Annotated in this window: 28 protein-coding genes; 13 read left to right on the top strand and 15 right to left on the bottom strand. The window is 74.5% G+C overall.

Annotated elements, in window-relative coordinates:
* The first annotated feature begins 59 nt into the window (after positions 1-59).
* Positions 60-1,469, top strand: a complete 1,410-nt coding sequence (locus tag H7344_RS07995; protein ID WP_186345508.1) for a WS/DGAT/MGAT family O-acyltransferase — start codon at positions 60-62, stop codon at positions 1,467-1,469.
* Positions 1,470-1,475: 6 nt separating this feature from the next.
* On the opposite strand, the gene H7344_RS07990 is transcribed toward H7344_RS07995, so the two are convergent.
* A complete protein-coding gene (locus H7344_RS07990; protein WP_229706924.1) occupies positions 1,476-2,675 on the bottom strand; it encodes a site-specific DNA-methyltransferase in 1,200 nt (399 codons plus the stop codon).
* 63 nt (positions 2,676-2,738) lie between these two features.
* On the opposite strand from H7344_RS07990, the gene H7344_RS07985 reads away from it, so the two are divergent.
* From H7344_RS07985 to H7344_RS07960, 6 genes are all read left to right on the top strand, one after another.
* Positions 2,739-3,491 carry a matrixin family metalloprotease gene (locus tag H7344_RS07985; RefSeq protein ID WP_186345507.1) on the top strand — a complete coding sequence of 251 codons (753 nt, stop codon included), beginning with the start codon at positions 2,739-2,741 and terminating at the stop codon, positions 3,489-3,491.
* A gap of 96 nt (positions 3,492-3,587) precedes the next feature.
* A complete protein-coding gene (locus H7344_RS07980; protein WP_186345506.1) occupies positions 3,588-5,153 on the top strand; it encodes a CocE/NonD family hydrolase in 1,566 nt (521 codons plus the stop codon).
* A gap of 19 nt (positions 5,154-5,172) precedes the next feature.
* A complete protein-coding gene (locus H7344_RS07975; RefSeq protein WP_186345505.1) occupies positions 5,173-6,435 on the top strand; it encodes a phosphodiester glycosidase family protein in 1,263 nt (420 codons plus the stop codon).
* A 3-nt stretch (positions 6,436-6,438) separates the two neighbouring features.
* On the top strand, positions 6,439-7,029 hold the full coding sequence (locus H7344_RS07970) for a mismatch-specific DNA-glycosylase (RefSeq protein ID WP_186345504.1): 591 nt from the start codon (positions 6,439-6,441) through the stop codon (positions 7,027-7,029).
* Between the two features lie 130 nt (positions 7,030-7,159).
* Positions 7,160-7,585, top strand: a complete 426-nt coding sequence (locus H7344_RS07965; RefSeq protein ID WP_186345503.1) for a hypothetical protein — start codon at positions 7,160-7,162, stop codon at positions 7,583-7,585.
* Between the two features lie 19 nt (positions 7,586-7,604).
* The gene (locus H7344_RS07960) at positions 7,605-8,321 is read left to right on the top strand and encodes a hypothetical protein (protein WP_186345502.1); all 717 of its coding nucleotides are present in this window, start codon (positions 7,605-7,607) and stop codon (positions 8,319-8,321) included.
* Here H7344_RS07960 and H7344_RS07955 read toward each other — a convergent pair.
* The 7 genes from H7344_RS07955 to H7344_RS07925 form a co-directional block, all read right to left on the bottom strand.
* Positions 8,318-9,091: a hypothetical protein gene (locus H7344_RS07955; RefSeq protein ID WP_186345501.1), complete on the bottom strand. Its 774-nt coding sequence runs from the start codon at positions 9,089-9,091 to the stop codon at positions 8,318-8,320. The two genes, H7344_RS07960 and H7344_RS07955, sit on opposite strands and share 4 nt — an antisense overlap.
* Positions 9,088-9,624 (bottom strand): metallophosphoesterase family protein, encoded by a 537-nt coding sequence (locus H7344_RS07950; protein WP_222130425.1) that lies wholly within the window; start codon positions 9,622-9,624, stop codon positions 9,088-9,090. Before H7344_RS07950 ends, H7344_RS07955 begins: the two co-directional genes overlap by 4 nt.
* A gap of 32 nt (positions 9,625-9,656) precedes the next feature.
* Positions 9,657-9,947 (bottom strand): TraR/DksA family transcriptional regulator, encoded by a 291-nt coding sequence (locus H7344_RS07945; protein ID WP_229706925.1) that lies wholly within the window; start codon positions 9,945-9,947, stop codon positions 9,657-9,659.
* A gap of 62 nt (positions 9,948-10,009) precedes the next feature.
* Entirely contained in the window at positions 10,010-10,489 is a 480-nt protein-coding gene (locus H7344_RS07940) for a hypothetical protein (protein WP_186345500.1), read from the bottom strand.
* 344 nt (positions 10,490-10,833) lie between these two features.
* On the bottom strand, positions 10,834-11,343 hold the full coding sequence (locus H7344_RS07935; protein WP_186345499.1) for a gluconokinase: 510 nt from the start codon (positions 11,341-11,343) through the stop codon (positions 10,834-10,836).
* Between the two features lie 4 nt (positions 11,344-11,347).
* Entirely contained in the window at positions 11,348-11,980 is a 633-nt protein-coding gene (locus tag H7344_RS07930; protein WP_222130424.1) for a dienelactone hydrolase family protein, read from the bottom strand.
* Positions 11,981-12,036: 56 nt separating this feature from the next.
* On the bottom strand, positions 12,037-12,183 hold the full coding sequence (locus H7344_RS07925; protein ID WP_186345498.1) for a hypothetical protein: 147 nt from the start codon (positions 12,181-12,183) through the stop codon (positions 12,037-12,039).
* A gap of 123 nt (positions 12,184-12,306) precedes the next feature.
* Here H7344_RS07925 and H7344_RS07920 point away from each other — a divergent pair, with 123 nt between their 5' ends.
* Complete coding sequence (locus H7344_RS07920; RefSeq protein WP_186345497.1) at positions 12,307-12,696, top strand: DUF2237 family protein; 390 nt, start codon at positions 12,307-12,309, stop codon at positions 12,694-12,696.
* Between the two features lie 30 nt (positions 12,697-12,726).
* Here H7344_RS07920 and H7344_RS07915 read toward each other — a convergent pair whose 3' ends face one another.
* The 4 genes from H7344_RS07915 to H7344_RS07900 form a co-directional block, all read right to left on the bottom strand.
* Complete coding sequence (locus H7344_RS07915) at positions 12,727-13,143, bottom strand: hypothetical protein (RefSeq protein WP_186345496.1); 417 nt, start codon at positions 13,141-13,143, stop codon at positions 12,727-12,729.
* A 74-nt stretch (positions 13,144-13,217) separates the two neighbouring features.
* On the bottom strand, positions 13,218-14,402 hold the full coding sequence (rlmC, locus tag H7344_RS07910; RefSeq protein ID WP_186345495.1) for a 23S rRNA (uracil(747)-C(5))-methyltransferase RlmC: 1,185 nt from the start codon (positions 14,400-14,402) through the stop codon (positions 13,218-13,220).
* The gene (locus H7344_RS07905; RefSeq protein ID WP_186345494.1) at positions 14,399-14,770 is read right to left on the bottom strand and encodes a rhodanese-like domain-containing protein; all 372 of its coding nucleotides are present in this window, start codon (positions 14,768-14,770) and stop codon (positions 14,399-14,401) included. The genes rlmC and H7344_RS07905 overlap by 4 nt, the downstream gene beginning before the upstream one ends.
* Positions 14,767-15,777, bottom strand: a complete 1,011-nt coding sequence (locus H7344_RS07900; RefSeq protein WP_229706926.1) for an aldo/keto reductase — start codon at positions 15,775-15,777, stop codon at positions 14,767-14,769. Before H7344_RS07900 ends, H7344_RS07905 begins: the two co-directional genes overlap by 4 nt.
* Before the next feature lie 28 nt (positions 15,778-15,805).
* Here H7344_RS07900 and H7344_RS07895 point away from each other — a divergent pair, with 28 nt between their 5' ends.
* From H7344_RS07895 to H7344_RS07875, 5 genes are all read left to right on the top strand, one after another.
* Positions 15,806-16,240 (top strand): VOC family protein, encoded by a 435-nt coding sequence (locus H7344_RS07895; protein WP_229706927.1) that lies wholly within the window; start codon positions 15,806-15,808, stop codon positions 16,238-16,240.
* Between the two features lie 152 nt (positions 16,241-16,392).
* Positions 16,393-17,550: an acyl-CoA dehydrogenase family protein gene (locus tag H7344_RS07890; protein WP_186345493.1), complete on the top strand. Its 1,158-nt coding sequence runs from the start codon at positions 16,393-16,395 to the stop codon at positions 17,548-17,550.
* 22 nt (positions 17,551-17,572) lie between these two features.
* Positions 17,573-18,718: an acyl-CoA dehydrogenase family protein gene (locus H7344_RS07885; protein ID WP_186345492.1), complete on the top strand. Its 1,146-nt coding sequence runs from the start codon at positions 17,573-17,575 to the stop codon at positions 18,716-18,718.
* A 14-nt stretch (positions 18,719-18,732) separates the two neighbouring features.
* Positions 18,733-19,491 carry an MOSC domain-containing protein gene (locus H7344_RS07880; protein WP_229706928.1) on the top strand — a complete coding sequence of 253 codons (759 nt, stop codon included), beginning with the start codon at positions 18,733-18,735 and terminating at the stop codon, positions 19,489-19,491.
* An 82-nt stretch (positions 19,492-19,573) separates the two neighbouring features.
* Entirely contained in the window at positions 19,574-19,852 is a 279-nt protein-coding gene (locus H7344_RS07875) for a hypothetical protein (protein ID WP_222130423.1), read from the top strand.
* Here H7344_RS07875 and H7344_RS21370 read toward each other — a convergent pair.
* From H7344_RS21370 to H7344_RS07860, 3 genes are all read right to left on the bottom strand, one after another.
* Positions 19,845-20,210: an Lsr2 family DNA-binding protein gene (locus tag H7344_RS21370; RefSeq protein ID WP_222130422.1), complete on the bottom strand. Its 366-nt coding sequence runs from the start codon at positions 20,208-20,210 to the stop codon at positions 19,845-19,847. The two genes, H7344_RS07875 and H7344_RS21370, sit on opposite strands and share 8 nt — an antisense overlap.
* 163 nt (positions 20,211-20,373) lie before the next feature.
* Positions 20,374-22,602, bottom strand: a complete 2,229-nt coding sequence (locus H7344_RS07865; RefSeq protein WP_222130421.1) for a glycoside hydrolase family 15 protein — start codon at positions 22,600-22,602, stop codon at positions 20,374-20,376.
* Positions 22,603-22,755: 153 nt separating this feature from the next.
* Positions 22,756-23,058: fatty acid desaturase family protein (locus H7344_RS07860; RefSeq protein WP_186345490.1), on the bottom strand; the 303-nt coding region annotated here is incomplete at its 5' end.

The following is a 23,058-nucleotide window of genomic DNA, read 5'->3' as shown; positions in this document are numbered from 1 at the left end:
CCCTCCGCCCGACTGCTCCGCCCTGCCGCCCGGCACCCGCCGACACCGAAAGGCCCTCCGTGGTCACTCCGATCGACCCCACGTCGTTGGCCTTCCTCATGGCCGAGAACCGCAGCATGCCGATGCACGTCGGCGGCCTGCAGCTGTTCGAGAACCCGGCGGACGCGGGACCGGGGTACACCCGCGAGATGTACGAGTGCATGCGCGACGTCTCGGAGATGTCGCCGCTGTTCCTCAAGCGCCCCCACCGCTCGCTGCGGACGGCCGGCCAGCTGGTGTGGCAGCAGGACGAGCAGTTCGACATCGACCACCACGTCCGGCACAGCGCGCTGCCCCAGCCCGGCCGGATCCGCGAGCTGCTCGACCTCTGCGGCCGGCTGCACGGCACCCGGCTCGCCCGCGAGCGCCCGCTGTGGGAGGCGCACGTCATCGAGGGGCTCCACGACAGCCGGGTCGCGCTCTACACCAAGGTCCACCACTCGCTGGTCGACGGCGTCTCCGCCATGCGGCTGCTGCAGAGCGTGCTCAGCGAGGACCCGGACGAGCGCGGCATGCGCGCACCGTGGGACGCCCGGCCGCGCGAGGGCGCCGAACCGCGCGTCCGCGAGCGCCGCCCGGTCGACCTCGCCGAGGTGCCCGTGCAGGCGCTGCGCAGTGCGCTCGGCCTCACCGCCGAGGCCGCCGGCCTGCCGGGCGCCCTGGTCCGCACGCTGACCAAGGGGCTGCGCAACGAGACCTCGGCGCTCTCGCTCTACGCGCCGCGCACGATCTTCAACCAGCGGATCACCGGCTCCCGCCGGTTCGCCGCGCAGGACTGGCCGATCGAGCGGCTCCGCGCGGTGGGCAGGGCGACCGGCACCACCCTCAACGACGTCGTGCTGGCCATGTGCAGCGGCGCGCTGCGCAGCTACCTGCTCGAGCTCGACGCGCTCCCCGACTCCTCGCTGGTCGCGATGGTGCCGGTCGGCCTCAACGCCAAGCAGTCGCACATCGCCAATCCCGACGGCGGGAACGCGGTCGGTGCCGTGATGGTGCAGCTCGCCACCAACCACGACGACCCGGCCCGCCGGCTCGACCTCATCCACGCCTCGATGCGCGACGGCAAGGAGGCGCTGTCGTCGATGACACCGGTGCAGATCGTCGCGATGAGCGCGCTCGGCCAGGCGCCGGCGATCCTCACGCCGATGCTGCGGATGCAGGGGCTGGTGCGGCCGCCGTACAACTGCATCATCAGCAACGTCCCCGGCCCCATCACGACCCGCTACTGGAACGGCGCCCGCCTCGACGGCACCTACCCGCTGTCGATCCCCATCGACGGGATGGCGCTCAACATCACGTGCACGTCGTACGACGACAAGCTGGCGTTCGGCGTGACCGGCTGCCGCCGCACCGTCCCGCACCTGCAGCGGCTGCTCGTCCACCTCGACGACGAGGTCGCGGCGTTGGAGAAGGCCGCCGGCGTGGCCTGAGCCGGCTCAGCCCCAGCCGACCCGCTCGTCGAGCCCGCCCCCGAGCAGCCGGTCGACGGCGCGGAGCCGGGCGCGAGTGATGTCGGCGACGGTGAGCAGCCCGGCGGCGTGGGCGTTCGAGCCGGGACGGGTCGGCTCGGCGGAGTTCACCGAGACGCACCGTCGGGTGCCGCCGTCGGCGAGGTTGGCCAGAGCGACGGCGTGGCCGGTGGTGCCGCTGCCGGCGAACGGGTCGAGGACGACCGCGTCGGCGGGCATCGTGCCGAGCACGCGGCGTACCAACCCGGTCGGCTTGGGTGACTCGAAGACGTGGCCGACGAGCTCCTTGAGCTCGGCGACGGCGGTGTCGGTCGAGCCGACCTCCTCGGCCAGCCAGATGGTGGGCAGCTTCTTGCGGCGGCCGCCGTCGCGCTCGAGCCAGTCGCGCTGGAAGACGTCGACCCGCTCCCCGCGCCGCCCGCGGACGACCCGGCAGACGAGGTCGTCGGGACGCTCCTCGATGAGCGGCCGGCTCCAGCGCCAGACCGCCGGGCGGCCGTCGCCGAAGACCGGCGTCACCTCGACGGCCCCAGTGAACGGCGTCGTCGCCACCCGACCGGTGACCGGGTCGCCCCACACCGGGAAGTGCAGGGTCGGCGAGGTGACGGGGTTGAACTTCTTGTTCGTGTTGCGCAGCGGCAGGTGCCGGTAGCGCCGGCCTGTCGCCTCGTCCGCCAGGGGGAAGTCGCGCTCGTCGACGGTCTCCGCGCTGCTGGCGTCGAGCACCGTGCGGCGCGCGTCGCGGGCGTAGACGAGGAGGTACTCGTGGCTGGTCGCGAACCCGCGGCCCAGCTGGCGTCCCTTGGGGTTGAGGTTGACGACCACCTGGGCCAGGAAGTTCTGCTCCCCCATCACGTCGTCGAGCAGCAGCCGCAGCCGGGCGGCCTCGTTGTCGTCGATGCTGACGAAGAACGCGCCGGTCTCGCGCAGGACGTCGCGGCACGCCTCGAGCCGCGGGCGCACCATCGCCGCCCACGCGTCGTGGCGGCTGCCCGGCCGGCCGTCGGCACCGACGAACCCGTCGCGGAAGTCGTCGCGGTAGGCGAACTCGTTGCCGGTGTTGTACGGCGGGTCGGTGCACACCAGGTCGACCCGCTCGCCGGCGGCCGCCATCGCCCGGAGCACGTCGAGGTTGTCGCCCTCGACGAAGGTGTTCCACGGCCGCACGCGGCCGACCCTAGAGCCGCCGGGGCGGGATTGCCGGGACGTCCGCCCGGTCACCAGGGGGTCGTGGACCACCGGGAGCCCCGCCGGCACGGCCCGGTCCTCCCGGGCGTGCTGGTCGTGCTCGCCCTCATCGGGCTCGTGGTGGTGCGCGACCCGAGCGGCACCGGCGACCGGCTGCGCGAGCTGCTCGGCACCGAGCAGCGCCGGGCCGAGGCGGTGTCGGTGCCCACCGGCGGCGGGAGCTACCAGTTCGCCGCGACCCAGCCCGACTCGGACGAGCCGGTGAGCTGGAACCCGTGCCGCGACATCGAGTACGTCGTCAACCCGGCCGGCGCGCCGGCGCACTGGCGGCAGCTGGTCGAGCGGAGCGTGGCGACCGTGTCGGAGGCGACCGGCTTCCGGTTCGCCTTCGTCGGGCAGACCGACGACCGCAACTTCACCGACCGCATCGGCGCGCTCGGCCGGTCCGCGCCGGTGCTCATCGGCTGGGCCGATGAGGAGGAGGTGCCCGAGCTCGCCGGTGACGTCGCCGGCGTCGGCGGCGCGGCGTACCTCGAGACCTCCGGGCGGTGGACCTACAGCACCGGCATGGTCGTGCTCGACACCGACGTCTTCGTCGACCTCTCCCCCGGCGCCGGCCCGCGCGCCTTCGACCTGCAGGCCGCGATCCTCGACCACGAGCTGGGGCACGTCGTCGGCCTCGGGCACGTCGAGAGCCGGGCAGAGCTGATGCACGCCGACAACATCGGCCGCACGTCGTTCGGCACCGGTGACCTGCGCGGTCTCGCCCTGCTCGGCGCCGTCCCGTGCGGCTGACCGGCCTCCCGCCGGCCGCCCTGACCGGCGTGACCTCGGTCGCGCTCGCGCGTTCTACCCGTCGGTAACACGCCTCGCCGACCGAACAGGGACTTCATGCGCCGTACCGCTGCCACGCTCACCGCCACGCTCGCGCTCCTGGCGGGCGGGCTGGCCGCTGCCCCGAGCAGCCCGGCCGCCGACCCGCAGCGCCGCGAGGCCCCAGCGCGGGCGGCGGTGACCACGCGCGACGGCTGCATCACGAGCGTCCCCGAGCCGGGCGAGACCGCGAAGGTCGAGATCTGCTACACCGTCTTCAAGCCGGCCCGGGCGGCGGGGAAGCGGCGGGTCCCGATGGTCATGCACAGCCACGGGTGGGGTGGGAAGCGCGCGGACCAGCCCGAGGTGCAGGCCTGGCTGGACGCGGGGTACGGCGTGCTGTCCTTCGACCAGCGCGGGTTCGGCGCCTCCGGCGGCCACGCCCACGTCGAGGCCCCGGCCCTCGAGGGGCGCGACGTCCGGCGCCTGGTGAAGCTCGTCGCGCGGCTGCCGTGGGTGCAGCAGGACGGACCGGGCGACCCGCGGCTGGGTGCGATCGGCGGCAGCTACGGCGGCGGGTACCAGTACGTCGGCGCCTTCGAGCTGCTCCGCGCCCGCGGCGAGCCGGTCTTCGACGCCCTCTCCCCGCAGATCACCTGGCACGACCTCGGCCAGAGCCTCGCGCCCAGCGGCGTGGTGCGCACCGAGTGGGCGCTCGCGCTCAGCGCCGCCTCGCTGCTCAGCGACGCACTTCCGGCCAACGTCTACAAGGCGCTCCTCGAGGGCGCCGCGCTCGGCGTGTGGCCCGACGGCTCGATCCCCGGCACCGAGGACATGGCGTCGTTCTTCCGCAAGAACGGACCGAAGTGGCACGTCGAGCAGGGTCGTCGGCTCGACATCCCGATGCTGCTCGGCCAGGGCACGACCGACGGCCTGTTCCCGCTCGAGCAGGGCTTCCGCAACTGGCAGCAGGCGATGACCGCGAAGGCCCGCGGGAAGAGCATCTTCGTCGCCTACAACGGCGGCCACGTGCTGCCCGCGATCCTGCCCGCCGGCACCACCGCCGACACCGACCCGTGCAGCCGCAGGCTCGCCGGCGGCGACTTCGAGAAGCTCAACATCGCGTTCTTCGACCACGTGCTCAAGGGCCGGCCGACCCGCCTGCGCGGCTTCGGGAAGATGCACCTGGCCACGCCCGGCGACCGCTGCACGACGATCACCTCCCCGCGCGCCGACACCGCGAAGAAGGTCGGCACTGTCGCCACCCTCGAGGGCGTCGGCACTCCGCTGTCCTACCAGGTCGCCGCCGGACCGATCCGCGTCGCCGGCACGCCGTACCTCACCGGGAAGCTGACCGCCCTCGGCCTGCAGAACCGCGCGTTCTACGGCCTCGCCATCGGCCGCACCCCGCTCGACGCGAGCCTGGTGCAGAACAACGTGCTGCCGATCAACGAGCCCACGCCCGTCCGCGGCCAGAAGCGGCGCGTGGCCCTGCCCTCGGTGGCGGTGGACGTGCCCAAGGGGCAGAACCTCTACCTCATGGTCACCCCGGTCTCCGACACATTCCTCCTGATGGGCTCCCGGCTGCCCGGCGTGGTCACGATCGAGGACACGATCGTCCATCTCCCTGTGGTCGGCCGGTGAGCGGCCTAGCCTTGAGCGGGTGCGCTCCCGACTCCCCCTGACCGCCGGCGCACTCGTCTGTGCCCTCGCCCTCGCCGCGACCGGGGCCACCGGCGCCGCAGCCGGCCCGTCAGGCGGTACGCCGGGCGGCGGGCCGGACCTGCGGGCCGAGCGCGGCCCACAGCACACCTCCGACGGCCAGCCCGGCTGGCGGGCGCCGGTCGTGCCGCGGCTGCTCGCCGGCCTCCCGCCGACCCGCACGGACCCGACCCGGTCGGCGGTGGCGCCGGGGGTGACCCTGACCCGGTGGGCCGAGGTCGACGCCCGCGGACCCCAGCAGTTCTCGCTGCTGACCGTCGACCCGTCGGTCCCCGGGGTCACGCTCGACTACGCGGGCGCCCGGAGGATCTCGGGCACGGCCACGCTGCCGACGCTGCTGTCGCCGGCGTACTCCGGTCCCGGCACGGTCGCCGGCGTCAACGGCGACTTCTTCGACATCGGCGACACCGGAGCACCGCTCGGCACCGGCCGGGACCGCGAGCGCGGTGTGCTGCACGCGCGCCGGTCGGGGTGGACCTCCTCGTTCTCGATCGACAAGCAGGGGCGGGCCGACATCGGCGAGGTGGCGCTGCGGGCGAAGGTCGCCCAGCGGCCGGGGTGGACGATCACCAACCTGAACTCCCCCTTCGTCGAGCCCGGCGGCATCGGGATCTACACCGCCGCGTGGGGCACGACGTCGGGCTACCGCGTGACCAGCGGGCAGCGGAAGAACGTGCGGATGGTGCTGGTGCGCGGCGGCAAGGTCGTGCGCACGCGGGCCAAGCTGTCGAGCGCCGAGAAGATCCGCGGCGTCCTGCTCGTCGGTCGCGGGCCCGGGGCGAAGGCGCTCGGGACGCTTCGCAAGGGCGCCCGGCTCGACGTGCGCTGGTGGCTCCAGGGCGGACCGCGGATGGCGATCAGCGGCAACAAGGTGCTCGTCCGTGACGGCATCGTCGAGGTCGTCGACGACCGCGAGATGCACCCCCGCACCGCGATCGGGATCGACCGCGACACCGGCGAGGTGCTCGTGCTCGTCGTGGACGGGCGGCAGACCTGGAGCCGCGGCGCCACGATGGTCGAGCTGGCCGCGACGCTGATCGACCTCGGCGCCGACGAGGCGCTCAACCTGGACGGCGGCGGCTCGACCACCATGCTCACCCGGGGCAGCGGCGGGCGGCTCGGCGTCGTCAACACCCCCTCCGACGGCCACCTCCGGCAGGTCGCCAACGGCCTCCAGGTCCGCTACCTGCCGCCCGGCGGCTGACCCGTGGCCCGCTCCTTCACCCGCGCGGAGCTGGAGTCGTACCGCGACCGGGAGGTCCCCGACCTCCTCCCCGGCCCCGGCGACCCCGACCTCCGGCTGCTCTTCGTCGGCATCAACCCGGGGCTGTGGACCGCTGCCACGCAGACGCACTTCGCCCACCCGGGCAACCGGTTCTACCCCGCGCTGTTCCTCGCCGGGATCCTCGAGCGCCGCATCGACCCCGCGGCCGGGATGTCGGACGAGGACCGCGACCACCTCCGCTCGCGCGGCATCGGCATCACCAACGTCGTGCGGCGGGCGACCGCGAAGGCCTCCGAGCTGACGCCCGAGGAGTACCGCGCCGGCGGGCTCGCCCTCGTCGAGACCGTGCGCCGCGCCCGCCCGTGCGTGGTCGCCGTCGCCGGCATCACCGCCTACCGCGCCGCCTTCGCGCTCCCCAAGGCGGTCCCGGGCCGCCAGCCCGAGCCGCTGGCCGGCGCCGACCTGTGGGTCGTCCCCAACCCCAGCGGCCTCAATGCGCACGAGACGGTCGCCTCCCTCGCCGAGGCGTACGCCGCCCCCGCCCGCGCCGCCGGCATCCTGCCCGGGGCGTAGTCGCCCGCTGGTCGAGGAAGGCGCCCACGCCGGCCCACCTTCCGTCCACAACCCCGCCGCGCCCCGCGTCCTCCACAGGCGACGACCGAGCGTCCGCACAGCGCCGGTGCTCGGCGGCAGGGTCGGCGCCATGACCTTCGCACCCCTGATCGAGACCCAGACCGACCTCGAGCGCGCCTGGCGCGCACTCATGAACCCCCTCGGCTGGACGCGCACCAGCACCTGGCTGATGCTCGTCGGCCCCGACTCCGTGCCGCTGCCCTCCCTGACCGAGATCGAGGACTGCGCCGGCCCGCCGCCGGAGGACGGCGCGGACCAGCTCGGCGGCATGCTCGCCCAGCTGCGCGCCGAGGCGCTGCCGGAGGGCTCGCGGGTGGCGTTCCTGCGCTCGCGGCCGGGCTCGGGCCACGCCGACGACGAGGACCGCGCCTGGGCCGGGATGCTGTACGCCGCGGCGCGCGTCGCGGGCCTGCCGGCAGAGGTGGTCCACCTGGCCACCGATGTGGACGTGCTGGCGCTCCCGATGGACGAGGCGGCCCTTCCCGTGGGGACCTGAGTGTGGTTACGGTCCGCCGGTGACCAAGCTCGTCTTCCTGCTCTCCGGCGGCCCCGACCCCGCCGGCACCGACTCCGGCCCGCTGCGCGACCTCCTCCTCGGCCCCGACCTGCGGGACCGGCTCGCGCGCGCGGGCGCGCGGCGGCTCCAGGTCAACGTCGACGACGAGCCGGTGGCGGCGGCGATGCGGATCGCCTCACCGACGGGGCCGGTGCGAGCGGTGGTGTCGGTCTGGACCGCGGACGAGCGCACGCCCGCCGGTCCGGTCGTCGAGGGCCTCACCGCTGCGGTGGACGGGTCGGGCGCGTCACTCGCCGGCTTCGAGGTCGAGGAGCGGCTGCCGCTGGAGCCACCTGCCGTGCCGGACGGCGAGCGGGCCGACGCGCTGGCCAACGTCGCGGTGCTGCGCCGCCCGGCCGACCTCGACGAGGCCGAGTGGCGGCACCGCTGGCTGGTGGACCACACGCCCGTGGCGATCGAGACGCAGGGGACGTTCGGGTACGTCCAGAACGTCGTGGGCGACGCGGTCACCGACGACGCGCCGTACGTCAGCGCGGTCGTGGAGGAGCTCTTCCCCATGGCCGCCACGACCGACCTGCACGCGTTCTACGGCAGCGGCGGCGACGACGCGGAGCTGCGCTCGCGGATGGAGCGCATGATGGCGAGCGTGTCCCGGTTCGGCGCGGACCAGGGCATCGACCTGGTGCCGAGCAGCCGGTACGTCTGGTCGCTCTAGCGGCGCGAGCGCCGGGCCACGGCGTACGACGGCGCCCGCACGCGACGGACCCAGTCGTAGTTCGGCAGCTCGGGCAGCTCGTTGAGGATCGCGTCGAACTCCAGCTCCGGGTCGTCGGTGCCGTCTCCCGTCGGGCCGGGCTCCTCGAGCTCCAGGTGGAGGTCGGCGAACACCCGCCAGTCCGAGCGCAGGCCTGCCACAGCGAGCTCGACGTGCCGCTCGTCGACGTAGCGCGCACCGAGCAGCACCGGCCCGCGGGGGCTCCGGTAGGGGAACAGCGTCGTCAGCGGCCGGGTCGTCATCCCGGCCGAGGGCACGACGAGGAAGCGGGTGACGGGGCCCCAACCGTTGGTGGAGAGCAGCAGGTCCGCGTGCCCGCCGGAGCCGTCCCGGGCCTCGTCCACGGTGGCGCCGCCGAGGGGAACCTTGAGCGCGAGCCCGTGGATGTCGGGGAGCCCGGCCGGGAGCCCGAGGCCCTTCGACTCGCGAGCGACCACCTCGTCCACACCTGCCCGGTCGACGAACGGCACGCCGATGCCCGGCTCGAGGCCGTGCCGTTCGAGTCGTCCGTGGAGCACCCGTCCGGCGGGGTGCATCGGCTTCTCGGCCGGCCGGACGGCGGCGAGCCCGCGGACGGCGGTGGCGATGACCGCGCCGCCGACCTTGGCGGGCAGTGCGGCGAGCGGATGCGCCTGGCCGGCGGCGTGCGGACGGGCCTCGCGCTGGGTCTGGCGCTGGGTCGTGGGCTTCGGGCGCTGCGTCGAGGTCATGCGGGCCTCCGGGGTGTGCGGGGCGGGAGCCGGTGGAGGACGACGTCGCCGATGACGCCGTCCGCCACGCGGGCGGTCAGGTAGGTGCAGTGCGGCTGCTGGCGCCGGTCCGTGGGAGAGCCGGGGTTCAGCAGTCGCAGGCCGCGGGACGTGGTGGTGTCCCACGGGATGTGGCTGTGGCCGAAGACGAGGACGTCGAGGTCGGGGTACGCCGCGTCGGCGCGCTGCTCGCGCCCCTGCTTGCCGCCGGTCTCGTGCACGACGCCGAGGCGTACGCCCTCCACCTCGGTCCGGGCGACCTCTGGCAGCCGCGCCCGCAGACCCGGGCCGTCGTTGTTGCCCCAGCAGGCGACGAGCTCGCGCGAGCGTTCCTCGAGCCGGTCGAGCGTCTCCTCGTCGACCCAGTCGCCGGCGTGGACGACGAGGTCGGCGGCCTCGACGGCCGCCCACAGCTCGGCCGGCAGGTCCTTGGCCCGCTTGGGGAGGTGGGTGTCGGCCATGATCACCAGGTCCACGTCCCGCCCGGTGCCCATCCTGGGACGGTCATCCTCAGGTCCTGCCCGGGTCATCCGCAGGCGACGCAGCGCCGTGCGTCGGGCCGGACCTCGAGGCGCTCGGCGGGGATCGCGCGTCCACAGCGCTCGCAGATCCCGTAGCCGCCGGTGTCGAGCCGGATCAAGGCGGCCTCGATCTCGGTCAGCCGGCGGGAGGCCTGCCGGACCAGGGTGTCGAGCTGGGAGCGCTCGAACGCGATGGTCGCGCCCTCCGGGTCGTGCTCATCGTCGGCGTTGGTGTCGCGGGACGCCTCGACCATGCCGGTGTAGTCGCCCCGCAGCGCCGCCAGCCGACGGGTCACGAGGGCGTGCTCGGCTCGCAGCCGCTCCTCGGCCCCGGCTGCGTCCGCGGCGGGGTCCGGGGTCAGGCCGCCACCTGGCTGCTGATGATCAGGCAGCCGAACTCCTGCCAGGGCTGCCCCTGCCGTGCGACAGCGAGCTCCGCGGTGCTGCCGCCGACCATCCGGGCCGCGACGAGCAGCGGTTCGCCGTCGTCGGTCTCGCCGGGAGCGGCGAGCACCCCGGTCATCGTCCACTCCAGGCCCGGTACGCCGTGGCGCATCCGCCGGCTCACCCGGCTCCACGTCGTCGCGGCGAGGACCAGGTGCAGCTCCGTGCCGTCGTCGAACGGGACGTGGACGGTCAGGCCGTGCACCGGCGCCTGCGCACCGAGCACCCCGGCCTCCCGGGACTCGGTGACCACCACGTCGTCGGTGCCCGACTCGTCGAAGTAGGCGTGCCCCACGGGCTCCTCGATCCCCCGACGGAACAGTCGCCCGCGCACCGGCACGGCCACCGGCCGGATCACCGATGCGGTGCGCGTGGCCAGGGACAGGATGGACATGTCTCGGCAGTACCCGCCGCACCTGTCGCACACACCGCCCGCACGGGTGACCGAGCAGCGCCTCACGCCACCCCGTCTTGGTCGAACGTTCGATCAGGACGGGCACCGGTCAGGGCCGGGCCTAGGTCCGCATGTGGAAGGTGACCTGGTTGTCGGGGTGGATCGTGCTCGAACCTGGGGTCGTGGATTCGCATCCGCCGCTTCGCAGCCGGCCGGTCCTGACGGGTGTCGTGGCTCCACCACGCCGCGGTCGGTCGCGCCGACCCGCGGCGTACCTCGCCCTCATTGCTGCTCCTACCGCCACCACCCACGACCCGGCGAGCCGAAGCCGGCTGGCGGGAGTCTCAGCGCTCGCGGCGGTCCATGGTGTCGACGTACGCCTGGACGATCGCGTCGACGCCCTGGTCCACCTCGAGCACGACGCCGTCCTCGTCGGGCTCGAGCGGTTCGAGCGTGGAGAACTGGGAGGTCAGCAGGGAGGGCGGCATGAAGTGGCCGGGGCGGGAGGCCTGGCGCCGCTCGATGATGTCGCGGCCGCCCTCGAGCAGCACGAAGGTCGTCTCGGAGGCGTGGTGGCGGAGCTGGTCGCGGTACGAGCGCTTGAGCGCCGAGCAGCTCATCACCCCGCCGGTCCCGGCGGCGGCGCGGTCGGCCAGCCAGCGGCCGACCGCTTCCAGCCACGGCCAGCGGTCGGAGTCGTCGAGCGGTTCGCCGCGCGCCATCTTCGCGACGTTCGCCTCCGGGTGGAGGTCGTCGGCGTCGGCGAACGGCACCCGCAGGCGCTGCGAGAGCGCGGCGCCGATGGTGGACTTCCCGGACCCCGAGACGCCCATGACGACCAGCAGGTGGCTCATGCCGTCACCGTACGCCGCGCCCCAGCAGCGCCGCGGTGAGGAAGTCGGCGGCGGCCCGCTCGAAGACCGCGCCGTGCCGGAGCATCGCGTGCCCGGCGCCGGGGACGTCGCGCCACTCGATGTCGGTGTGCCGGCGGAGCTTCTCGACGACCCTCCGCGCCCGGTCCGGGGTGGCGACCCGGTCCTCGCTGCCGTGCACCACCAGGACCCGCCGGCCGGTCAGGTCGACGTCGTCGGCCGGGTGCAGCCACGGGTTCAGCGCTACGACGGCGTCGACACCGGGCTCGCGGCCCGCCAGCAACGCCGCCCGGCCGCCGAGCGAGTGCCCGACGAGGCCGACCGGCAGGTCGCCGTACCGCTCGCGCACCTGCGCCAGCGCCCACCGCACGTCGTCGACGGGCGTCCTGTCGACGCCCCACCCGCGAGCCGCGTTGAGCACCCGGTGGACCGCGAGCCGGCCACGTCCGGCGCGCGCCACCCGTGCGGCGACGGGCACCATCCGCAGCACCGACAGCTGCCACGGGCTGACGTCGGGTTCGCCCGGGCGCACGTCCCCGCCGTGCAGGGCGAGCACGACGGCCTCAGGGTCGCGGAGGTCGCGGAGGGCGCGGGCGCGGACGAGTCGTGGCTCGGTCACCGGCGGAAGGTACCCGCCGGCGTCGATCAGTCAGCCCAGAGCGTCAGACCAGGGCGTCAGACCAGGGCGTCGAGCCGGCGGATCTCCACCTCGACCTCACGCTGCTGCCGCTCGCGCAGGTGCCGCAGCACCGCCTGCTTCTGCTCCGGGCTGAGGGCGCGCCAGGACGCGCGCGGCTGCGGGCGCGTGGCGGTCGACCTCATGGGGTCATCGTGGCGGCGACGGCGGGCGGTTGTCGACGCATTTTCCGCGCACCCGGCGCACCCGGCGCAGCCGACCCAGCTGACGCCCGGGCGCACCGCACGCTCGGGCCCTAGGCTGCGGGCATGGGCGAGCGGAACGTGCTGGGTGGAGAGCTGGTGCCCTGCGGGACCGACCCGCTGACCGGGTTCTACCGCGACGGGCACTGCTCGTGCGGACCGGACGACGTGGGGCTGCACGCGGTGTGCGCGGTGATGACGAGTGAGTTCCTCGACCACCAGCGGTCGGTCGGCAACGACCTGACGACGCCGCGGCCGGCGTGGCACTTCCCGGGGCTGCACCCGGGCGACCCGTGGTGCGTGGTGGCCGGCCGGTGGCTGCAGTCCTACGAGGCCGGCGCCGCTGCGCCGGTCGTGCTCGCCGCGACCAACGAGCGCGCGCTCGAGATCGTGCGGATCGAGCTGCTCCAGGAGCACGCCGTCGACGTGCCACCGGACCTCAGCTCACTCGGCTGAGGACCCGCCGAGGACCGACCGGTCGCCGTCTCAGCGCAGGCGCCACACGCCCGGCGTGCCGGGCTCGATGACGCCCTCGTCCTGCAGCGCCCGTCGGGCCTTGCGCGCGGCCAGCTGCCAGCGAGGCTCTCCGGTCGGCGACGGCTCCCGGTCGCCGGGCCGCAGCGCCTCGCCGAGCTGCTCGTCGAGGGACGGGAACACGTCGTCCGCATCGAGCTCGCCGCCGTGCTCCTGGAGCAGCGCGACGATCGGGGCCTTGAGCTCGTCGGGCGAGGTCCACTTGCGCGGAGCGGACTTCTTCACCGGCGTGCCGGGCACGCGCGGGGTGGTGGTACGGGTGCGGACCGGGGAGGCCTTCGGCTCGGGCGGTGCCGGCGTCGGCTCGGGCCGCCCGTGCACGCACTGGCTCAGCGGGAGGTCGCACAGCTCGCAGTAGTCCTCGGCCACGTCGACCCAATCTACGGACCCGGGACCAGCGGCCGCGAGCGGGTCGCGCGCGGCCGCCCGTGGCGAGGCGGACGTCACCTGCGGCTGAGCAGCACCAGCACCTCGTAGTGGCGGGTGTTGGGGAACATGTCCAGCAGCCGGCCGCGCACCGGCGCGAAGGACGGCATCGCGGCCAGGTCCGCGGCGAGGGTGCGCGCGTTGCAGCTGGAGTAGAGGACGTACGGCACGCCGGAGGTCTCCAGCCAGCCGGCGAGCTGGTCGCCGATGCCGCGCCGCGGCGGGTTGACGACGACCAGGTCTGGCAGGTCCGCGGCGGCCGCGTTGACGGCGTACGTCGTCGCGTCACCGGCCTTGAACACGACGTCAGACAGCCCAGCGGCGGTGGCGCTGTGCTCGGCGGAGCGGACGGCCTCGTTGGAGATCTCCACGCCCGTGACGGTCGGGCCGGGCGTGGAGCCGTCCCCGGCGAGGTGCAGCGCGAAGCCGCCCACGCCGCAGTAGAGGTCCCACACCGACGCCGGCGCCAGGTCGGCGACCCACGCGACCGCCTCGCCGTAGAGCGCGGTCGCCATCGCGGTGTTGGTCTGGAAGAAGCTCTGCGGGCGCAGGTGCAGGGTGACCGCGTCCCTCGACGAGCCCAGCGGCATCGCCAGCGTGGCCGCGCGGGTGAGCACGATCTCCCGCTCCCCCTCGAGCACGGCCTTGTGCGCGGGCTGGAGGTTGACCGTCGCGACGGCGACCGGCAGCCGCTCGAGCAGCCACGGCAGGTGCTTGCGCAGCCGCGCGACCGGCTCCTGCGAGCGGCACACGAACCGCACCATGAGCTCACCGGCCGGCGACTCGGTGACCAGCAGGTGCTTGAGCTCGCCACGCCGCTGCCCCACGTCGTACGGCGCCAGGTCGGCGCGACCGATGAAGTCGGCGAGCACCGGCAGCGCGTCGTGGAGACCGCGCGTGTGGAGCCGGCACTCCCGCAGGTCGACGCCGGTGAAGGTCTCGTCCAGGATGCCGAGCGTCGGCGCGGCGGCCGTCCCGCCCACGACCATCTTCGCCTTGTTCCGGAACTCCGCCGGTGGCGATGCGACCGGCTCGGACCATCCCGCGGCCGGCGTCGGCAGCAGCGCGGCGACCTCGCGCTGCTTGTCGGCGAGCTGCGCCTCGTAGGGCTGGTCGAGCAGGGCGCAGGAGCGGCACCGGCCGGTGTCGAAGTAGTCGCAGCGGACCGCGACCGACTGCGACAGCGCCGGGGAGGAATTCATCGGGTGGTGCGCACGCCGAGCTCCGCGAGCGCGTCGTACCCACCTCCGTTGACCACGCTCCCGAAGTCGAGGGACCGCATGACCGCGACCGCGCGGCTGGCCCGGGACCCGGACGCGCAGTAGACGACGTAGTAGGTGTCGCGCGGCAGCTCGTCGACCCGCTCGCGGAAGTCGTCCGCGGCGAGGTCGATGTTGAGGGCGCCCTCGACGTGGCCGGCGGCGTACTCCTCGGGGCTGCGGACGTCGACCACCGTCGCGTGGCCCTCCATCAGCCGCTGGATCTCGCTCTCCTCGGCCGCGCAGGCACCCAGGCCCAGCACGAGCGCGAGGAGCCCGGCGAGGAGCACCGGGGCTCGCAACAGGCTCACCACTGGTCGTGGACCGCGTCGCGGAAGTGCGTGTCGTAGAGCCGGCGCACCCCGTCGAGCAGCTCCTGCGGGAGCGGCGGGAGCGTCCCGGCGGCGGCGTTGGCTCGGGCCTGCTCGGGGTTGCGGGCGCCCGGGATGACGGTCGTGACCCCGGCCTGCTGCCACACCCAGGCCAGCGCGACCTGCGCGGCGGTGGCGTCGTCGGGGCCGTGCTCGCGGGCCAGCGCGGTGAACTCCCGCGCGGCGGCCACGCCGGTCGCGAAGTCCACGCCGGAGAACGTCTCGCCCTTGTCGAAGGCGCTGCCGTCGCGGTTGTAGGTGCGGTGGTCGTCGTCGGCGAACGTCGTGGACTCGTCGTACTTGCCCGACAGCAGGCCCGACGCGAGCGGCACCCGCGCGATGATCCCGACGCCGGCCTCCTGCGCCGCGGGCAGCACGCGGTCGAGCGGCTTGAGCCGGAAGGCGTTGAGGATGATCTGGACGCTCGCGACGTGCGGGCGGGCGATGGCGGCGAGCGCCTGGTCGGCGGTCTCGACGGAGACGCCGTACGCCGCGATGGCACCGTCGGCGACGAGCGTGTCGAGGGCGTCGTACGTCGCGTCGTCGGCGATGGTCGCGCTCGGCGGGCAGTGCAGCTGCACCAGGTCGAGGGTGTCGACGCCGAGGTTGCGGCGGGACCGGTCGGTCCACTCGCGGAACGCGTCGAGGCGGTAGTTCTCGGGGACCTGGTCGACCCGGCGGCCCATCTTGGTCGCGACCGTGATGCCGTCGTGGTCGCGCAGGAACGAGCCGATGACCTGCTCGCTGCGGCCGTCGCCGTACACGTCGGCGGTGTCGAAGAACGTCACACCGGCCTCGACCGACGCCTCCAGCACGGCGCGGGCGTCGGCCTCGCTCACCTCGCCCCAGTCGGCGCCGAGCTGCCAGGTGCCGAGGCCGACGACGGAGACGTCGCGACCGGTGCGCCCGAGGGTCCGGGAGTCCATGCTGCGCTGCGGGGAGACCATGCGCCCATCCTCCCCGACGGGGCCAACGATGAGTCCGGTGGTCGGCGCCGGTCCACCCGGCATGAACCTGAACCTGAGCCCCTACCTGCACTTCGACGGCACCGCCCGCGAGGCGATGACCTTCTACCGGTCCGTGCTCGGCGGCGAGCTGACGATGAACACCTTCGGCGAGTACGGCATGGAGGGCGACGGCGCCGACGGCGTCATGCACGCGATGCTCCGCACCGAGGAGGGCCTCATGTTCATGGCCTCCGACCTCCCACCCGGCACCACGCTCACCCCCGGCGACGCGACGGTCACGATCGCGCTCAGCGGGGACGAGGAGGAGCGGCTGACCCGGTGGTTCCACGCGCTGGCCGAGGGTGGCGAGGTGCACGTGCCGCTGGAGAAGCAGATGTGGGGCGACGTGTTCGGCCAGCTGCAGGACAGGTACGGCGTCCAGTGGTTGGTGGACATCGGCTGACCGCCGCCTGGCTGCTTGCCTGATCGCTGCCTGGCACTGCTTGCTGACCGGCGCTCTTGGGCGCCCGGCACGACGCGCGCGGTCGGTGCCCCCGGCTACGGTGGCGTGCGCGCGGTCGGACGACCGTTGCCGCCGAGCCGGGAGGGTTGCCGATGCAGCTGGAGCTGTCCGCCGAGGATGCCGCGTTCCGCGACGAGATGCGGACGTTCTTCACCACCGAGGTCCCGCAGGAGATCCGCGACGCCGTCGCGAACCGCCGCGAGCTGACCAAGGACCAGATCGTCGAGAGCCAGCGGGTGCTCAACGCCCACGGACTCGCGGTCCCGAACTGGCCGGTCGAGTGGGGAGGCAAGGACTGGTCCCCGCTGCGCCGCCACATCTGGCACGAGGAGATGCAGCGCGCCGACGTGCCCGCGCCGCTCGCGTTCAACGCCTCGATGATCGGTCCGGTGATCGCGCACTTCGGCTCCCAGGAGATCAAGGAGCGGTTCCTGCCGGCGACGGCGAACCTCGACATCTGGTGGTCCCAGGGCTTCTCCGAGCCCGACGCCGGCTCCGACCTGGCCTCGCTGCGCACGACCGCGGTCCGCGACGGCGACGAGTTCGTCGTCAATGGGCAGAAGACGTGGACGACGCTGGGTCAGTACGGCGACTGGATCTTCACCCTGGTCCGCACCGACCCGGACGTGAAGAAGCAGGCGGGCATCTCCATGCTGCTCATCGACATGACCACGCCGGGCCTCACCGTCCGCCCGATCGAGCTCATCGACGGCGGCTACGAGGTCAACGAGGTCTGGTTCGAGGACGTCCGGGTCCCGGTCGGGAACATGGTCGGCGAGCTGAACTCCGGCTGGACCCAGGCCAAGTTCCTCCTCGGCAACGAGCGCGTCGGCGTCGCCCCGGTGGGCGCGACCAAGCGCGTGCTGGCGCAGGCGAAGGACTGGGCGCGCGAGACCGGCCAGCTGGACGACGTGCTCACCGCCAGCCGGATCGCGGAGCTGGAGAACGAGCTGCTCGCCCTCGAGCTCACCGCGCTGCGGGTGGTCGCGCACTCCGCCGACGGCAAGCCGCACCCGGCCTCCTCGGTGCTGAAGCTCAAGGGCACCGAGCTGCAGCAGGCGGTCTCCGAGCTGGTCGTCGACCTCGCCGGTCCGGCCTCGCTGGCCTCCGGCGCCGGGGACGACTCCGACCTTCCGTGGTGGTCGCGCCGCGCCACCCCGGCATACCTCAACCTCCGCAAGGCCTCGATCTACGGCGGCTCCAACGAGGTGCAGCGCCAGATCATCGCCAAGACGATCCTCGGCCTCTGAGCGGGACGGGAAGGACTTCGACATGGACTTCACCTACGACGAGGAGCAGCAGGCGCTGCGCGAGGCCGTCCGCGGCCTGGTCGGCAAGGCCTACTCCGACTACGAGCAGCGGCGGCAGACCGTCGCAGCAGACCCCGGCTTCGACGAGGCGCAGTGGGGCCGGATGGCCGAGATGGGCCTGCTGGGCCTGCCCTTCAGCGAGGACGACGGCGGCGTGGGCGCCGGCCCGGTCGAGATCTCGATCGTGGCCGAGGAGCTCGGCCGCGTGGTTGCGCCGGAGCCCTACCTCGCCTCGGTCGTGTGGGCCGGCGGCCTGGTCAGCGCCGTCGGCACCGCCGAGCAGCGCGCCGAGGTGCTCGGCGCGCTGAGCGCCGGCGAGAGCGTGCTCGCCCCGGCGCTGGCCGAGCCGGGCCGCCGCTGGACCAACGACGCCACCGCGACGACCGCCGTCGAGGCCGGGGGCTCGTGGACGCTGACCGGCGCCAAGGAGCCGGTCATCCAGGGCGCCCGCGCCGACGTGCTCGTGGTCAGCGCGATGCTGCCCTCGGGCGGCACCGGGCTCTTCCTGGTCGGCGGGGACGCCGAGGGCATGACCCGGACGGGGTACGCCACGCACGACGGCGGCCGCGCGGCGAAGGTGACCTTCGACGGCACGCCCGCGACGCCGCTCGGCGAGCCCGGGGCGGACGTCGCGGCCTCGATCGCCACCGTCACCGACCTGGCGCGGATCATGGCGTGCAACGAGGCGGTCGGCGCGATGGAGACCGCGCTGCGCACCACCTCGGCGTACCTCACCTCGCGCAAGCAGTTCGGCGTCACGCTCAACACCTTCCAGGCGCTGACGTTCCGGGCCGCCGACATGTACATCTCGCTCGAGCTGGCCAAGTCGCTCGCCGTCTGGGCCACGATGGTCGTCGCGTCCGGGTCGCCGGCGGAGATCGCCGAGGCCGCGCAGCGCGCGTCGCTGCAGGTCGCCCGGGCCGGGCGGCACATCGGCCAGGAGGCGATCCAGCTCCACGGCGGCATCGGCATGACCGCGGAGTACTCCATCGGCGCCTACACCAGCCGGCTCACCTTCCTCGACCACCTGCTCGGCGACGCGACGTTCCACCTGCGCTCGCTCGCCGCGACGGTCGGGGACCACGCGGAAGTCGACCCGCTGCCCTGACGCCCGCCCCGAGGGTGGTCCGGGCCGGCTTCGCGCCGGTCAAAGGCACCCGGCACCAGTCGTACGACGCGGTCCGGCTCGACGGGTCCGGACCCGTCGGCGACCGGGCCTGGTGCCTCGTCGACGTCGACCAGCGACGGGTGCTGCGCACGGTGCAGCACCCGTCGCTCGTCGCCGTCTCGGCGGTGGCGTCCGCCGACGGGCTCGCGCTCACCCTCCCGACGGGCGCGGCTGTGTCCGGTCCGGCCGTGCCGTCCGGGGCGTCGCTCACCTGCGACTACTGGGGCGGCCCGGTCACGCTCGACCTGCTCGACGGCCCGCACGCCGCGGTGATGTCGTCCTACCTGGGCAGGCCGGTGCGGCTCGCGGCAGCACCCCGCGGCGGGGTCGTGTACGCCGGCGCGGTCACGATCGTCTCGACCGGCACGCTCCGCGCGCTGGCCGAGCGGCTCGGCCTGCCGCCCGACGCACGGACGCTCGACGGGCTGGCCGCGCGGTTCCGGCCGACGTTCGTGGTCGAGTCCGACGAGCCGCACGTCGAGGACTCCTGGGTCGGCGGAGAGGTCGCCCTGGGGCCGGCCCGCGTGCGGGTCACCTCCCGCGTGCCGCGGTGCGCGGTGGTCGACGTCGACCCGGTCACCGGCGAGCGCGGCGGTCGCGTGCTGGCCGCGCTGGCGGCGTACCGCCCTCGTCATGCGTCGGGCGAGCTGCTCCTCGCCGTCGACGCGGAGGTGGTCGTGCCGGGCACGGTGACGGTCGCCGGACCGGGTTGATCGCGCGACGTAGACATGGGGGCCACGCGAGCCATCGGAGTGATCGAGTGACGTCCCGCAGGAGCCGTTGGGTCCGGGACAGGTGCGCGTGCGGGTCACCGCGGCGGCGGTGAACCCGACCGACACGATCGTTCGGGAGGGGTGGCGCTACGACGCCGACCGGTCCGCCGACGGCGTCGACGTGCTGGCCGACGGCGCGGTGCTCGACGAGAAGGCGCTGCCGGCGGTCAAGGACGGCGGCACCGTGGCGACCGTCCGCGGCTACCAGGGCGACGGGCAGCGCGACCTCCGCGTCCACGCCGTCTGGGTCCGCGACGTCGCCGGCGGGGTCCGCGGCCGCCTGGTCCTCGGCCTCACCTGACCCGACACCCTCGAGCCAGCCTCGCGGTCGTGGATCGGTGCCACCTGGTGGCACCGATCCACGAGCGTCGGTCGACCGAGCCGGGGGCGTCGCGGTAGGCCGCGAGGATGCGGGCCGGCACGCGGCCGGCGGCGGAGACGGCGAAGCCCTGCTCGACGGCCCAGGCGCGGATCTCGGCGGCGGTCGGCTCGCGGGGTGGCAGGTCGGGGGCGGCGGCGAGCCCCCGAAGTAGTCGGCGCCGGCGTCGTCCTGGCCAGCGCGGGTGTACGCCGCGGCGAGGAAGCGGTAGGTCCAGTCCTGCACGAGGGCGCGGGTGTCGCAGAAGACGATCGGGACGTTCGCAAACCGGACCTGGCACTCGGTCAGCCCCTCGACCACCACCGCCGTGCGCACGACCTCGTGCGGGGATGGCCTTCGCGTAGCAACCCTCCCCGACGACCGCCGCGTGCGGCAGCGCCGTCCTCCGGCACGCCGCCCATCCTGGCACCGCCGCGCCGGCCGACGCGGCCTCACCCGCGGGCTCAGCGGGCGTAGCGCCGAGCCACCACCTCCTGCTGGTCGACGGGGCGACCCTGCTGGATGGTCCAGGCGAGACGGACGAGGGCGGCGTGCGACCAGACGAGCGGGGTCGCGGCGCGGGTGCCCTCGCCGGCGGGGCAGCACGGGCGACCGGTGGGCGCGCGACCGTCCCAGACCTGCTCGCTGATCACGTCGCCCGCGCCCGCGGCCGCGGCGATGGTGGCGAGGTACGCCGTGCCGTCCCGGCCGGCGGCGACCTCGTGCTCGCCGCGCTCGCCGGTGAGGAGCGGCCAGGCCCGGCCGAGGGTCTCCCGGGAGCCGTCCTCGGTGATCCGCCACTGCCCGCCGGAGCGGGTCTCGCCGTAACCGTCGAAGCTGAACCGGCGCCAGAACGGCCCGTTCGGGGTCTCGACCCGCAGCTCCCGGTCGACCACCCGGAGCGTCGACGCGACGACCGGGTCGTCGGCCGGCAGCACGCCGAGCCGCGTCAGCGTGAGGAAGCTCGGGTCGACCACCCGCCGCTGGTCGACCGCAGCCGGGCCACCGTCGCCGATGGCGTACCGCGTGCCGCGCGAGGGGTGCCCGTCCTTGCTCAGCCGCAGGAAGTACGCCGTGTCGGCGAGCGGCCCGTTGCGCGTCACGGTGAGCCGCTTCAGCCGCGCCTGCCAGGCGTCGGCGAGCCGCAGGTAACGGCGGGCGTCGGCCCGCGCGCCGTTCTGCCGTGCGATGTCCGCCGCGGCGACCATGCCCGCGACCAGGCCGGCGATGGTGTTGGGCGAGTAGCCCGCCTGGTTCTCCCACCGCTCCTGCGGGGAGTACGGCGCACGCCGCCCGGTCTCCGGGTCGCGGAAGCCGGCGACGAAGTCGGCGGCCCGCCGCACGCCGGCCCAGGCCCGCGGCCCGGTGCGACCGGTGAGCCGCGCGAGCACGATCGGCAGCGCGACCTCGTCGAGCTGGAGCTCGTCCCACACCGGCTCGCCGTCGACCGTGGAGTTCTGCGGGAAGGACCCGTCGGGGCGCTGCTGGACCTCGAAGAGCCAGTCGACCACCCGTCGCGCGGCCCGCCGGTCCCCCATCGCCCACAGCGCCGTCCCGAACTCGTAGGCGTCGCGCGCCCACACCAGGTGGTACGCCCCGGACGGGCTCGAGAGGTCGGGGACCTCGTCGCCCCACACCCACGGCGCCGACGGCGAGGCGATGATCGCGCCGGGGTGGGCCTTGTCCTCGGCCGCGGCCAGCACGAGCGCGGAGGAGAGGTAGGTGCGGCGCACCGTCTCCGCCGCGGCGGGTACGCCGCCGGGTCCGCGGAGCCCCGCGAGGTAACGGTGCCACTGGCGGTCGTAGCGCTCCGCCGTCGCCGCCCAGGCCTCGCGCCGCGACGTCCGGGCCGCTCGGCGGGCGTCGGCCTCGTCGGTGCCGAACCCGAGCGTCAGCACCGCGCGCTGGCGCTCGCCGCGGCCGTCGACGCCGGCGACACGGCCGACCTGCACGAGGTTCCCCGCACGCCGCAGCGCCACGGGACGACGGTCGAGCCGGTGGTCGGCGCGCAGGTCGCGCCAGCCGTCGCGCGGGCCGGCCACCGCGTTGCTGGTCGGGCCGAGGCCGGGCCGCGCCACCAGCGCGGTCGCCACCCCGCCGCGCTCCGCGCCCGCGTCGTGGGCGACGAGCGCCCGGCCGCGGCGGTCGCCGCCCACCGTGCGGCCGCGGTCGTCCATGCCGCCGTTGTCCAGCGCCGGGTCGTGCACCACCCACAGCTGGTACGCCGCCCCGTCGAGCGACTCCAACCGGACCCGCACCCGCAGCGCGTCGCGGCGCGGGTCGGTCACGACGTCCTTGACCAGGCGGTACCGCCCGTCCTCGTCGGTGTTGACCTGTCGGAACCGCAGGCTCAGCTCGTCGGGCCTCGACGTCGCGTGCGTCATGTCCGTGCTCTCGCGATCGGTGAAGGTCCGACCGTCGGTGACGACGAGCTCGAGGTTGCGCACGCTCGGCGTCGACAGGTCCGGTGCGAACACCTCGCTCACCCGCCCGCGTTGCAAGGTGAACCAGACCCGGCTGCGACGCGTCCGAGCCGTCCCGAAGCCGGCCTTGTCGGCCTCGGTCCACGTGGACTTCTCGCCGCGGGCGGGCCGGTCGGGCGGTGGTGGCGCCGCCGGTGACGCGACGGGCACGGCGAGCGCGCCCAGCGCGACGGCCGCGGCGACGGGGAACGGCAGCAGGCGAGCGAGCACGGCGTACCTCCGAGAGGAGCGGAGCGAGGCTCGTCCCGTACCCCTGTGGCCTGTGTCACATCCGACTCGTGGGCCGTCCCGTTCTCCACAGCTCGCGACCGGCGCCGCTGTAGTCCGGCTCGGTCCGGCGGGCGCTGCCCTGCGCTGGGTTGCTCAGGCGGGGAGGGCGGCGGGCTCGGGGCGGGCGAGCTTGCGCAGCTGGCGACCGAGGTTGCGGCGGTTGGTCTCGGCGAGCCAGCCGTTTGGCAGCGAGAGCCGGACGACCTTGTGCCAGGCGCTGGCGACCTGCTGCGGCAGCGGGCGGGCGTTGTAGGAGAGGCCGTAGCGGTCGAAGATCTCCCGCATCCGCGGCGCGATCTCGCCGTACCGCCGGCTCGGCAGGTCCGGGAAGCAGTGGTGCTCGATCTGGTGGGACAGGTTGCCGGTCATCAGGTGCATCAGCTTCGAGCCGGAGAT

The sequence above is a fragment of the Nocardioides deserti genome, from assembly GCF_014266025.1.
GTDB classification, from domain to species: Bacteria; Actinomycetota; Actinomycetes; order Propionibacteriales; family Nocardioidaceae; genus Nocardioides; species Nocardioides deserti.
Note: the sequence above shows the minus strand (reverse complement) of the source record. Positions and strands in the feature narration are given on the sequence as shown.